Genomic DNA, 13,177 nt, shown 5'->3' with positions numbered 1-13,177 from the left:
GACGACGTAGATAGGCGGGAAGTGTAGAGCGCGAAATCGCACAGCTGACCCGTACTAAGGAGCCGAACACTTCCGCACATACATGCTCTATACAAAAAGCTTTTTTCTCTCTTGTCCTTGTGTCAACAACAAGACGCAGTTCGCCAGGCGAACTGCGGCGCCAGTAATGGTGGCTTTAGCCCGGGTGTTCACCTCTTCCCATTCCGAACAGAGTCGTTAAGCCCCGGAGCGCCTATGGTACTGCCTTCATCGGTGGGAGAGTCGGTCGCCGCCAACCTTACTGTTTTGCCAACGCCCCTCCGGCCCTGCCGTTGAGGGGCGTTGCTGTTTCTAGACTTTTCTATTCCTCAAGACTCAATAGGAATAGGTGATCATAAAAAGAAGGTGCCCAAGTAGTGGGCGCCTTCTCTTTTTATGTGTGGCGGTAAGTTTATTTATCCTGTTCAGGGCCTACAACCACTTCAATCATTGATTCTGGCGATAAGTATTGCTGCGCTAGATCCTGTAGCTGCTTGGACGTTACTTCATTCACTGCCTGAATAAACTTAGAATAATAGTCAGCGGAAAGCCCGAAAAAGATGATGCTTTTGTATTTGTCGCATTGCTCAAAAACTGTGCTGAGCTCATTGGCAAACTTGCCAGTCATATAGTTCTTGACTGTTTGCAACTCCTGCTGCGGAATTAACTCCGTTTGCAAGGTAATAAGCTCATGATGCACTTCGTGGATTGTAGCATCAATACTTTCCGCATTCACGTCAGTACCAATTGCAAATGAGCTAGCGTGTTCACGGGGGCCAATGCTGGCATGGATGCCATAAGTGAAGCCCTTATCCTCGCGAATGTTCTTCATAAGGCGAGAACCGAAGTACCCGCCTAATACTTTTACAAGCACTTGCAGCCGATGCGTATCAGGGTGCGTAAGAGAAGGCCACAGACGGCCAATGCGGAGAGACGCTTGCAAACTATCAGCAACTACTTTGTGGGTGTGATTTGGTGCGCTAATAGGTGCCGAGAAAAGCTCTGTGTTGGATGGTTGTGGTGCTGAAGAGCTCTTCTGGCCAAAAAGCTTTGCAACTGCATCTTCTTCACTATTGCTTATATCACCACATAGAAAAATTTCTGCCTCAGAAAGCAAATAGGCTGCTTGATGGTAGGCTTTGACAACACCCTGTGGTATAGACGAGAAAACTGCTTCATCGAATACATTGCCGTAAGGGTACTTGGCACCATACAAATTGCGAGAAAACAGTTCGGCCGCTAGATAACTAGTTTTCTGGCGTTCAACACGAACGTTTTGGATGGTTCTGGTTTTGAGTTGTTCTAATTCGGATTCAGGAAATACTGGATCGGTTAGTACATCGTAAACAAGAGGCAGAAGGCTCTCTAGGTGCCGCGTAAGGCAATACAGCGTAAGGGTAGCACGATCGAAACCCTGCTCACACTCCAGGGAAGCGCCGTAAAACGCCACCTCGTCGGCAATCTGGCGGGCCGTGCGGGTACTGGTGCCTTCAAGCAACATACGCGCAGTGAGGAGTGAAACACCAGAGTTTGGCTCGTACCACTTACCCGCTTTGAAAACGACTTGCAGGCGAACAACAGGCTGCGCATCGTTGCGCATGATATGTAAACGGGCTCCATTAGGGAGCGAAAACACGTCAGCCGCGGGCAGCGTTACGCTGGCCAGCGGCTGAACGGGAGGAGCGACTTGGCGGTCGAGCATCGGCAAGAAATTAGTTGACAGGCGTTTCGGTACCGTCGCCGAAAGCTTCGTCAAGTTTGTTGAAGTTGAAGTGTAGTGATACGCGAATTGTCTGGGCAAGAGGGTTAGCCTTGGAATTGGGTACTAGGTATGCCCCATCAACACCAAATACCTGGTATCGTACTCCCAAACCAAAGCTAAGGTAGTTACGGTCACCTTTCACAGGGTTTTCATAGAAGTATCCTACACGAGCCATCAGCAAGTCGTTATAGGTATACTCGGCACCAGCAGAGATATTTACTTCACGGAGTTCTTCGCGGAAACCACCGGGGGCATCACTGAAGGAACCAAGCGCTGCTGCAACTACCCCTTTTCTACGCCGAGCTTCATTATTGGCATTGATCGACTTTTTCAAGAAGGTAGTATCACCCTCTATGTAATAAGGAGATGGCACTAACAGCTTAGCGAAATCAACAGTGAAAGTAAGCTTATTATAGGCATCGAGTTCACGCGTAATAGCCGTACCAAGCTTTAAGGTAGTTGGTAGAAAATCGGCTTGTCGCGGATTCGTGTAAGTGATTTTGTTGCCGATGTTCGTTATGGATGCACCAAGGGCTAAGTTATAATCGGCGGCTCCTAAGCTGAGGTCCTTGTTGTAGTAGGCTCCCAAATCAACAGCAGCTGCGTTACCGGGCTTGAAATCGGTAGAGCCACCATCGGTGAGGTTGGAGCGGATGTAGCGAGCCGCTACCCCAACCCCGAAGTTGTCAGTGAGCTTTTGGCCGTAAGCAACTGTAAAAGCGTATTCTTTGGGGCTGAATGTAGGACCGGCTACATTCTGGAAGTCACGGAATTGTATTTCACCTAAATTGAAATACATCAGTGAAGCTGAAATAGCCGAGCGGCTACCAGTTTTGGCATAACCTGACAGGTAAGCCAAGCCCATATCGTCGGTAATGGAGGCCAGCCATGGCGTATACGAAGGCGAGAAGCTGTACTTGTTGGGTACGAACCCTAGTTTGCCAGCATTGTAGTAAGCCGAGTTAGCATCAGGGGAAATGGCCACCCCTGCTTCTCCGAGAGCCGCAGAGCGAGAATCGGGGCTAATGGTTAGGATAGGAACAGCCGTAGTGATGGTGTTGGGAGAAGATTGGGCGGCTCCGAGCAGTGGCAAACCTAATAGTCCGGAAAGAAGCGCAGAACGCACGGGCAGCTTCGAAAAGGTCATACAAACAGAAAAGAAGGGTGTAGGTGGAATGCTGGCAGAAGATTAATTAAGAATTACCAGCTTTTCGAATTTGGAGGTGGTAGCTTGGTCTTTGCTGGAACGTACACTTACACGATACACATACACGCCTCGCGCCAGCTGGTCATTGTATTCGTCGCGGCCATTCCAGGAAAGTGAGGTATCATTAGGGCTAGCGGGCACATGCGAACCGCTGGCTGGAATATTAGCTTGTAGGGTGCGAACCAGCCGCCCAGCAACGGTGAATATTTGCACTTGTACGTCTAACTCTTCGCCACTACGATTGTGGTCGAAATGAAAGGTAGTTTGCTTGGCAAAGGGATTGGGATAGTTCAGGACGTGGCTCAAAGCTAGCTTTTCGGTTTGAGCGGCAATGAACTCGATGTCTTTGATGGAAGAGTTGTTGAATGTATCCCAGGCCTTCACGTGTAACACGTGTGGGCCGGTAGCCAGGTCTTTGAACAGATAGCGCACGTTGCCGGACTGGAAACTGTCGACGTTGGCCGTATAAAAATCGTTGAGAACGGTCAGGCGGGCGGGGTCGTTGTCGAGAGTGGCGGTTATTTCGTGGCCGATGCCGGAGCCCGCCGTATTGATGCCACTTTCATCGAAAAGCCGCGCCAGCAAAGTAGTAGTAGGTGCCGTGAGGCCGCCATACACAAAAGCCATGTTGTCCATGTGCAGCGTGATTTTTGGCGGAATGGTATCAAGGTTAGCTACCGCAATAGTGCTGCCAATAGGTACGCTACGGTAGCCGTGTGCATCTATGGTACGCACGGTGTCTTTGGCGTAAAGGCTAACCTTTCCTAGCCCTACGCTATAGTTGATGTCGCGGGGCACTACAAACTGCACAGAGAAGCGCCCGGCCCTTACCGTAGCCTGCCCGGAGTAGATGACGTTTTCCTGAATTCGAATAGATTTTATAGAATCTCCTGGAGTCGAGCCAAGAGTTTTGATAATGGTAGGCTTATCATATACAACGACCTGCGTTGTGCCAGAGAAGGTAGCATCTACAGCACCATTGCCCAAACGATTATTGTGTACTGAGCCAGAAAGCTTCACTGTAGATAGCGCCTTGAGTGTATCTATTGACGCAGTGATGATTGGCTTATCATTCACTGCATCCAAACTCATTGCTAAATCGGGCTGCGCCAAATGGGCACTTGGGTCGCCGAGCAACACGTAATTACGGTTGATAGAATAGCCAGTATTCTGATTTTTAGAATATCGGATAGCTTCTCCAACCCGTGTGCGAGGAGCGTTGCTTACCGAGAGAATAGAATCGTAAAAAGGAATGGTTAATGCATTGCCATCGGCAAAAGTGAGGCGAGTGGTAGTATATAAACCGATAGCGCCGCCTTCTACATCTGTAAGTGCCTGTTCACCGGCCGAATCCTTATCTGGATTATCGTAATAGCTGAAGTCACAGGTGCCCGTTACCATGAAGGTTGGCCTATTCTTGTTTTGTAAACGCAAAACAGAAGCGTGTGATACTAGTTGCTCCTGTGCTAGGCCATCAGGGCCACCGTGACCATTATAATTGATGATAAGAGAGCCTTGCTCAAACGACTCGTCTACTGCTCTTTCCGCATCGGGCGATTTTTCACCTGAAGCTCCGGTTATTTGCTGATAAAGGTCAAGATAGTTTTTGTTGACGTTGTAGACCGGATGACTATTGCTAACCCAACGGGCTAGGTTTTCTCCGGCAACTACATGTAAATCGTTGTCGCCATCGTCGGTAACCACCGTAAAGCGGTTGCGCCAGTTGCCCATAGCTGACTTGGTATCATAGGCAATCAGCTTATTTACTACCAGCGTGGCTTGCGTGGAAGCTGCTTGGCCGCTTGGGATACGTACGGGTAAACGCCCTACGCTGACATCCATAGTTTCGCCGGGTCCGTCTTCGCGCCATTCACCATCAGTATCGTCTAACAGACCATAATAGTCATCCGAACAAAACGTTTGTGGGCCAAAGCCATTGGCACGACCATATATTGGAGCAAAAGACTCGCGCGACTCATAGGTAGGTACAAAGTTCTGAGTTGCAATACCCCCCTTATAGTTAAAGGAGGCATCACCGAAAAGTAACAGGTATTGGCGGCGACTGGGCAAATTGCGCCGGTCGTATACCATCTTCATCATGTCGCGGATGGCGCTGACATCTTGCCCACCCGAACCAAACTCATTATACACCTGTGTAGTGGTGACTACCGCTACCTTTAGCCCGTCGTGTGTGCGGCGGTGAGTGGCAAGGGCTTCGGCCTGTGGTAGAAATAATGGGTGAGTGACGATAACCAGATCAATAGTAGAATTGAGACTGGCGTGCAAATCCTGATTCGCAACGCGCCCAAGGTTAGTGGGTTTGTCGAAAGTTCCGGTGGGGGTGAAGGCTACGAACTCGCGCAACGAGTCGGTAGGAGCTACAAAGGAACCAGTAGCACTAACCGGGTAGGATCTGGCACGGCGCGGATTGGTTACTTCCCAAACCATAGCCCCAGCGCCTCCCGTTATATTAAACTGGCTGATACTGCCAGGGCGCACATTGCTAAAAGAACGAAACTCCTGAGCAGAACCATTCAACCGCAGAGGTTTCAACGCATTGACCTCCAGATAATCGAGGTAGCCATTGTCGGAAGCATCGGAGCCGTTGTAAGTCAAACTCACGCGCAATCCTGTAGAAGATGAAGCAGCAGCCACCGAATATGTCTGCACACTGGTGTTGGCATATTCAGGGAAGCCACGGTTTGAGGCACCAGCTAGAATTTGAGTGCCAACAGAGGCACCATTCACAGCTACTTGAAAAGACTGCGCGCTGTATGAGTTTCCTGCTAGCGAAGCGGTAACCTGTACGGTGCTGCCAGCTACAACATCAGTAATGCTACCAAACGAGAAAGACTGCGGGGTACCACTTCGGAAGCCTTCGCCTAGCCACTGCCGGCCCGACTTAGCTAAATTCACTAATTCCTTCTCGTAAAACTCCCGCTCTGTGAACTGCGAAATAGCCGGCGCATTAGCGGCTCCAATGGCTGGTGCGGCCTGTACCCGTCGGCCCGTACGGGGCGGAGCAGCCACCGTTACGAAGTAATAGGCTGTATCAGAATAGATATTCTGGATGTGTTGGAAGCGCTGGGCGCCTGGTACCCGTTCCCATACGTGCGGGCCTCGAGCGTAGAACAAGAAGTACTCACCATTCTCCAGATTGGTATTGGTGTTTCCCGAAAAATATACGGCATTCTCTACCAAGTCATCGGGACGAGAGGTGCTAATGGGCTGCGGTAGAAGGCCTGTCGCGTTGCCAAAAATCTGGATGCGGTTGGGGTCAACACTTTGTACATCGAGGCCAAGCAAGCGCAGGGCATCGTAATCGAGCTTGAAAATGCCGCTTTTTGGAACGCCGATCTTATACCAGTTGCCGGTAGCTAATACGGAGTTACTGGCATACGTAATCTGCTGACCCCGGCGTACGGTTGGAGCACCCGGAATATAGCTGTACTCTGCTGAAATCAGTTTTTCGAACTGGCCGCTTTGAGCGTTGCGACGCACAGCGGGCACCGTTACGAAGCTAATAGGTTGTCCGCGCTCCACTGCTTCGTTCGCCACAATAGTGGTAGCCAGAGGAAGCGACGGATTCTTCAATAAAGCGGCATCGGCCGCAGAAAAAGGTGCGTAAGTAGCGTTCCGCAATTCGCCTTCGGCTACAGTACCCGCTACACGGAGCACGTAGCTACCGAATAATGAACGAGTCTGGTAGTGAGCCAGCATAAAAGCCGGTACTTTCCGCAGGGTGTAGTCGGAGCCGGGCACTTGGTGGTATCCTTCCCACTGTAGCCGGAGCGCTACGGTTCGGCGTCCGTCTTGCGCTTGCGCTGAAAACCCTAATAACAGGCCGCAAACTACCAGAAAAGTAAAGTAGCGCATAAGGGTGTGTTCGATAAGCAGTTGGGGTAGAGAGGTAATAACAACGGGCACTAAACAAGCTCGATTGAATCGGGGTTCATCGTTAGTTCGTTGTTTTTAACTCATCAGGCATTCAATATATTGTAAAGTGCCCCGCAAAAATCATCCCACAGCCGGCCGCACTACCGACATCAGTACATATAATAGCACGACTAGGGGAATAGCAGTGGCCTGTAAGCCAATCAAGAGGGCTATGGCTAACAGCAGAAAGATAAACTGCGTGGAATTATCCTGCCAGCGTAAGTTCTTGAATTTCAAGGCAAACAATGGAATTTCAGCCACTAACAGCCCCGACAGCAACACTGTCAGGCCTAGCAAAACCCACGGGTTGAGAATAAAGCTGGTAATGTGAAAGGAATCGTGGGCCAGAATGAGCGGGAGGGAAGCTACTACCAGCGTGCAGGCCGGGGTCGGCAGACCGATAAACGAAGTGGTTTGGCGGGTGTCGTTGTTGAATTTAGCTAGGCGCAACGCCGAAAACACCGTAACGATGAACCCCGCGTATGGCAGCCAAGCAGGTATGTTGGCGCTGGCTTGCGTGAGTAAATCAAACAGGATAGCGCCCGGTACCACTCCAAACGACACCATATCCGCCAAAGAATCCAGGTCTTTGCCAATGGGAGAAGAGGCATGCAGGGCGCGCGCCAGCAGACCGTCGGCAAAGTCGAAGGCTGCTGCCAGGCCCACCAGGTATGCAGCTGTTTCGAGGTGCCCGGCAAATATCTGGGTGATTGCCAAACAGCCCGAAAACAGATTGAGGCAGGTAACGGCGTTAGGAATATGGTTCTTCATGCGGCAAAAGGAAATTAAAAATCACGAGTTGAGAATTGAATAAGAGGCTGCTTAACGTCTGACGACGAGCTTTCAATTCATGATTTCTAATTGAGGAATGGATTGGTGCGGCGTTCGGCGCCAATGGTAGTGGCTGGGCCATGACCAGGGTACACCGTTACCTCATCGGGCAGCGTTAGCAACTGGGTGTTGATGCTTTCAATGAGCGTCTCGAAGTCGCCGCCCGGCAGGTCGGTGCGGCCGATACTGCCCTGGAAAAGCACGTCGCCGCCGATAACCGTAGCAGTAGGCGCATGATAGAACACCACATGGCCGGGTGCATGGCCGGGCGCAAAGCGCACTTCCAGCTCGGTTTCGCCGAAGCGCACGGGCTTTTCGGGCGTTAAGAAACCCGTTGGCTCGGCGGGAGAATAAGCCGGAAACCCGTAGCTAGGCGCATACGCCGGCACCGACCGGAGCGTGGCGGCATCTGCCTCATGAATCAGGAACGGCACTTTATAAGTGTCCACTACAAACTGGTTGCCGAGCACATGGTCGATGTGGCAATGCGTGTTGAGTAGCAAAACCACGTTCAGATTCTGGGTTTCGATGAAGCTGCGGAGCGCCTCCTGCTCGGCCCGGCTGTAGCAACCGGGGTCAACGATGACGCACTGACCGGTGGCGTCGTGCAGGAGGTAGGTATTTTCGGAAAAGGCGTTGAACGTGAAACCGGAAACGGTCATGCAGTAGAGAAAAACAAAGCGAATGGAACCGGCGGGTAAGTTACGAGTCTTCTCACTACTCTGGATTGTAAGTTGCCAGTTGTGAGTTGTTGGTTGTCAGTGCAACTGGCAATCAACAACTCTCTACCTTGCCCGCAATATGAAAGAATACGATTACCTGCTACTCGGCCACGGCATTGCTGGTGCTACATTGGCCTGGGAACTGCGCCGCCGGGGCCGTACGGTGCTGGTGCTGGATGCGGCCCAGCCTGATTCGGCCTCGAAGGTAGCGGCGGGCTTAATGAACCCCGTGGCGGGTAAGCGCTTCGCGCTGGCTTGGCGCGCCGATGAGCTGCTAACGGCTGCCAGCGCGCTGTACCAGGAAATGGAGCAGCATTTCAAACAGCAGTTTTTCTTTGAGCTGCCTATCTGGAAGCTGTTTTCGTCGGTTGCCGAGCAGAACACCATGCTGGCCCGTAGCGCCGACCATCCCTGGCAGGATTTTGTGGAAAATGCCGGCGCGCCATTGCCTCCAACGGCGGGCGTGCGCGACGAATTTGGAGGGCTGCGCATCCGCCGTGGGGGCTACGTGCAACTGCGAGAATTACTGGCGTCTCTTACCGCCGAACAACTTGAAAATGGGGGGCTACAACATGAAACTTTCAACTGGCAGCAACTCGTTACCGACCCAACCGGTATTACGTACGCGGGTAGCATACGAGCCCGGCATTTTGTTTGCTGCGAAGGTGCCGCAGCCATCGAAAATCCGTACTTTAAGTGGCTGCCTCTTACCCCTAACCAGGGCGAGGTGCTGGATGTGGAGTGCCAAGGGCTTGCAGAAGCGCAGGTGCTCAACAAAGGTGCTTACGTGGTGCCGCTCGGCAACGGGCAGTTCCGGGTAGGGGCCACGTACCGCTGGCCGCCGTTTGCTGCGGGCATTACGCCCGAAGCCCGCGTTGAGCTAAGTGAGCGGCTGGCGGCTACCACGCCGTTGCCGTTCGAGGTGCGGGCGCAACGGGCGGGCGTACGGCCCGCGGTGCGCGACCGGAAACCGTTGTTAGGACGGCATCCGGAAGTGCCCGTGCTGAGTATATTTAACGGCTTCGGCTCGAAGGGCGTAATGCTGGCTCCCCGGCTGGCCGCCTTACTGGCCGACCACCTTGAAAATACGGACACCGAGTTGTGGCCCGAAGTCAATATTAAGCGCTACCAAGCGTTATACCAGGCAGCTCCTACTCCCTTGGGCGCTGTTGGGTTTTCTTCCTAGAGTACGACGGCCCGCGTCTGGCGTGGGGCCGCCTTTTGTTTACCGCATTCTTGGCTATGAAGCATCTATTCTTTTCGCGGTGGTTCCGAAAGTCGGACCGTCAACCCATGGCAGGAGCCATCTTGATAGGACTGCTGACTTTATTGGCAGCCAGCCAGGTGCGGGCGCAGTCGGCGCAGGAAGAGTTTGGTCGGGTCCGGATTCAATACAAGAACTTCGACTGGCAGCTGCTTAACACCCAAAATTTCAACGTGTACTACTACGGGGGCGGCGACGTGAGTGCCCGCCGGGCCGCCGACTACGCCGAGAAAGAGCTGCAGCGCATTACGGCGCTGGTGGGGTATTATCCCTACTCGAAAACCACTATCATGCTCTATAACTCCGTGGGCGACCTGCGGCAGAGCAATATTGGGCTGGATGCCGACAAGTACCAGACCGGTGGTGAAACCGACCTGCTGCGCATGAGCAAAGTGCAGATTGCCTTTACCGGCCAGCAAACCCAGTTCAAGCGCGACCTAAGCTTTCAGATTACGCGGGTACTGCTCAACGACATGATGTACGGCGGCTCACTGAAAGAGGTGATTCAAAGCACTTACCTGCTGCAACTGCCCGACTGGTTTGTGAATGGCGCCTCGGCCTACGCCGCCGAAGGCTGGAGCGTGGACATGGACGACTACATGCGCGACATGACTCAGGAATATCCCGGCAACCGCGCGGCGCCGTTCTTTGTGCGCAACCCCCAACTAGCCGGCCAAAGCCTCTGGAACTACATTGCAGAGCGTTATGGCTATACCACCATCCAGAACATTCTGAACCTGACGCGCATCACGCGCGACGTAGAGGTGGGCATCAGCTCGTCGTTGAACGTGCCGTACAAAGTGTTTCAGAAAGATTGGTTGGCTTACTACCGTCAGCTGAACGCTCAGCCCCAAACGCCGTTCACCGAAACCGACGATAAACTAGCCATTACCAACAGCAACCGGAAGAATATTCAGTATTCGCAGTCGGTGATGAGCCCCAACGGGCAGCAGCTAGCCTATGTGAGCAACGACCGGGGCCGCTACCGGGTGCTGGTAGTGAACCGCGACGGCTCGGGCAAGCATACTGTGCACCGGGGGGGCTACAAAACCCCCGGCCAGCAGGTGGAAACCCGGTTGCCGGTGCTGGCTTGGCGTGGCAACAACCAAGTGGCCGTAGCCGAAATGACCAAAGGCAAGATGAGCTTGCGGCTGCGACCCGCCGATGGTGGCGCGGCCGGTTTGCTGTCGAGAATAGGCGAGGCGCTGCCGTTCATCGGCGAAAAGGGCTCCACTATTTTCGAGCCCTTCCAGCAAATCCTGGACTTGAGCTACTCGCCTGATGGCAAATCGTTGGTGTTTAGCGGGGTGCAGAACGGGCAAGGCGACCTGTACGTGTTGCGCGCCGGTAGCCGCCGCCCCGAAAAGCTCACCAACGACGTATTTGATGATGTGCAGCCGGTGTTCTTGCCCAACGGCAATGGCATTGTGTTCAGTTCCAACCGCTGGCTTGATTCGGCTGGTACAGCGCGGGGCAGCTTCGGCGCTGTAGTCAACAACTACGATTTGTTTATCTATCACCTGGATGGTCGTGCGCAGCCCGTAGAGTCGTTGGTAAGCACCATCTCCAATGAGGGGCGGCCGCGGGTTATTTCCGACGACGAGATTGTGTACTTGGGGGAGGAAAGCGGCATCCGGAGCGTGTACCGCTACTCGATGCGCACCCGCCAGCGCACGGCCATTACCAACTTCGGCCCTAACCTGAAGGACTTCGATTACAACGCCACTACCGGAACACTGGGCTTTATTGCCGCCAACCGAGCCCGCGACTTTGTGTATTTATACCCAACGTATGCGGCGCCTGAAAACCTAGTGCTAAGCAAAACAGCTCGTCAGGAAACGCTCGAAGACCGCTCAAAGCCGGCTACGGCGGCAGTTGCTAAGCCAGCGCCGGTTCCCGAGCCTGTGCCCGCTTCGCAGACCACTGCTCCGGATGGAAACACGGAGCCTGCGCAGCAGCCCGCCAAGCCCGCCAGCACGGCCAGCCAACCCATCAACACCAGCGACTATCAGTTTGATGAAGACCTGCCAGCCAGCCGAACCACCACCAGGCGGTCCTCGTCGCGCACGGCGTCGGCGGGTACTACGGTGGCGGCTCCGCAGGCGGCCCCGGCCGCTTTAGCCAGCACGCCTGCCCCAACCGGCCCTTACCGCTACGATACTCGCTTCAGCATTGATAATGTGGTGTCGTCGTTGGCTGCTGATCCGTTGCTGGGCGTGGGCTTGGTGGGTCAGGTAAACATGTCGGACTTGTTTGAGGACCAGCGTATTAGAGCGGGTATATTCCTGCTGACGGATTTGCGCACCAGCAAAATATTTGCCGAGTACACCAACCTGAAGCACCGCTACGACTGGAGCATCCGCTACGATAAACAGGCGTTCTTCTTCGACAACATTCAGGGAGTGAACGGCCGGGTGCGTTACGGGCGGCACGAAATTTCGCCCACCATTGCTTACCCTCTCACGCATAGCCTGAGTGTGCGGGTCGGCCCTCGGTTCGTTAACGTATCGAGCAACAAGTTTGCGGAGCTATCAGGCAATACCGATATCAACCGCAACTACTTGGGTGTGAATGGGGAACTGGTATTTGATAATTCCATCACCACGGGAGTGAACATGCAGGAAGGCACCCGGATGAAAGTTGGTTTGCTGCAACTCAACGGGTTGAATAGCAGCGGCGAGGATTTCGGTAAAATCTACGTTGACCTGCGCCATTACCAAAAGGTACACCGCCAGATTATCTGGGCCAACCGAGCCAGCTACGGGCAGTTCTTCGGCAGCTCGCCGCAGTTTTTCCGGCTCGGCGGCATGGACAACTGGTTGAACAATGATTACGAAGGCAACCGTATCGTTACGTCCAACCCTGACCCGACGGAAATATTCTACCAGCAATTTGCTACCAACCTGCGCGGCTTCAATTACAGCAAGCGCACGGGACCACGCTACGTGCTGTTCAATTCCGAGCTGCGGATTCCTATTGTGCAGTACTTTTCGCGCAATCCTATCTATTCGGGCTTCTTCCGCAACTTACAGCTAACGGCTTTTGGCGACGCAGGCACGGCATATTCCGGCAACAACCCGTTCAACGAAAACAACTCGTATAACACCCAGATAACCCAGTTGCCAGGCAACGCCTTCTCTGCCACTGTTATCAACTTCCGCAACCCTTTCTTGATTGGTTACGGCTTTGGTATCCGCTCGACGCTTTTGGGCTTCTACGGCAAGGCAGACATAGCCTGGGGCCAAGAGGACTACACCCAGATTGGTCCGAAATTCTACTTCACGCTGGGATACGACTTCTAAAAAACGATTCCTGCTGCAAAACCAAAGCCACTCAGACAACCTGGGTGGCTTTTTTACGTGGTAGCTAATGCGTAGCGTATAACCGAAGCAGCCACTCGCTCCGGCATTTAGCAGCTTTCAAGTCTTTGATTGTCA

7 protein-coding genes and 1 rRNA gene are annotated in these 13,177 nt (G+C 53.2%); 3 read left to right on the top strand and 5 right to left on the bottom strand.

All coding sequences use genetic code 11. The features are described from left to right. Positions 1–165: 165 nt before the first annotated feature. Positions 166–277, top strand: a 5S ribosomal RNA gene (gene rrf / locus J0X19_RS07430). Between the two features lie 153 nt (positions 278–430). On the opposite strand, the gene J0X19_RS07425 is transcribed toward rrf, so the two are convergent. The 5 genes from J0X19_RS07425 to J0X19_RS07405 form a co-directional block, all read right to left on the bottom strand. After that, the gene (locus J0X19_RS07425; protein WP_206983355.1) at positions 431–1,774 is read right to left on the bottom strand and encodes a M16 family metallopeptidase; all 1,344 of its coding nucleotides are present in this window, start codon (positions 1,772–1,774) and stop codon (positions 431–433) included. Beyond that, entirely contained in the window at positions 1,731–2,927 is a 1,197-nt protein-coding gene (gene porV, locus J0X19_RS07420; protein WP_206983354.1) for a type IX secretion system outer membrane channel protein PorV, read from the bottom strand. The genes J0X19_RS07425 and porV overlap by 44 nt, the downstream gene beginning before the upstream one ends. Positions 2,928–2,969: 42 nt before the next feature. Next, on the bottom strand, positions 2,970–6,863 hold the full coding sequence (porU, locus tag J0X19_RS07415) for a type IX secretion system sortase PorU (RefSeq protein ID WP_206983344.1): 3,894 nt from the start codon (positions 6,861–6,863) through the stop codon (positions 2,970–2,972). A 141-nt stretch (positions 6,864–7,004) separates the two neighbouring features. Next, positions 7,005–7,694, bottom strand: coding sequence for a CDP-alcohol phosphatidyltransferase family protein (locus tag J0X19_RS07410; protein ID WP_206983336.1), 690 nt, complete (start codon positions 7,692–7,694; stop codon positions 7,005–7,007). A gap of 86 nt (positions 7,695–7,780) precedes the next feature. Next, positions 7,781–8,416, bottom strand: a complete 636-nt coding sequence (locus J0X19_RS07405; protein ID WP_206983334.1) for an MBL fold metallo-hydrolase — start codon at positions 8,414–8,416, stop codon at positions 7,781–7,783. Positions 8,417–8,555: 139 nt separating this feature from the next. Here J0X19_RS07405 and J0X19_RS07400 point away from each other — a divergent pair, with 139 nt between their 5' ends. Both J0X19_RS07400 and J0X19_RS07395 read left to right on the top strand, forming a co-directional pair. Continuing rightward, positions 8,556–9,662 (top strand): NAD(P)/FAD-dependent oxidoreductase, encoded by a 1,107-nt coding sequence (locus J0X19_RS07400; protein ID WP_206983333.1) that lies wholly within the window; start codon positions 8,556–8,558, stop codon positions 9,660–9,662. Positions 9,663–9,769: 107 nt separating this feature from the next. Continuing rightward, a complete protein-coding gene (locus J0X19_RS07395; protein ID WP_206983332.1) occupies positions 9,770–13,042 on the top strand; it encodes a PD40 domain-containing protein in 3,273 nt (1,090 codons plus the stop codon). The last annotated feature ends 135 nt before the right edge of the window (positions 13,043–13,177 follow it).

Source organism: Hymenobacter telluris (assembly GCF_017313265.1).
GTDB lineage: Bacteria > Bacteroidota > Bacteroidia > Cytophagales > Hymenobacteraceae > Hymenobacter > Hymenobacter telluris.
The sequence above is the reverse complement of the archived record's forward strand: the minus strand, read 5'-3'. Positions and strand labels throughout refer to the sequence as shown.